Source organism: Gordonia asplenii, from assembly GCF_012933505.1.
In the GTDB taxonomy this organism is placed as follows: domain Bacteria; phylum Actinomycetota; class Actinomycetes; order Mycobacteriales; family Mycobacteriaceae; genus Gordonia; species Gordonia asplenii.
Genome location: NZ_JABBNB010000108.1, coordinates 1 through 433 on the forward strand (window position 1 = coordinate 1; position 433 = coordinate 433).

General features: G+C 64.2%; 1 protein-coding gene. It reads right to left on the minus strand.

Features of this window, described 5'->3' with window-relative positions:
- Positions 1-433, minus strand: a 433-nt coding sequence (locus HH308_RS29390) for a transposase domain-containing protein (RefSeq protein WP_170197834.1), incomplete at both ends; no start/stop codon positions are given.

Sequence of the window (433 nt, forward strand, 5' to 3'; positions counted from 1 at the left end):
GGCATTCTCCGGCGTGTCGGGTACGTCGACAACTGTGCCGTCGATCGCAACGAGCCGTCGACCGGCGAGCCAACTTCCCGGGGTGTCCGGCCCAGCCAACGGGCCCGCGACACGGGCGAAAAGATCACGTACCGGCTCGAACCCTAATCGCGAACGTGCTTGAAAGATAGCGGATTTCGTCGGCGCAGCCCACGAGTGGCGCCACCGACTCGTCCACGACAACCCGTCGGTCAGCGCCGCATACACATCCTCGTACGAGCCGTCGGAGAACAACGCCATGCCAATAGCGAAGTACGCCATCACCCGCGCCGGCAACGCCCGCTGACGCTGCTCGGTGCGCCCCGCAGCCGCGATCACCTCATCCACCACATCAGCCGGAAACACCCTGGTCAACAAACCCACCGACACCAAATCCGACAAACGACGATCCGAC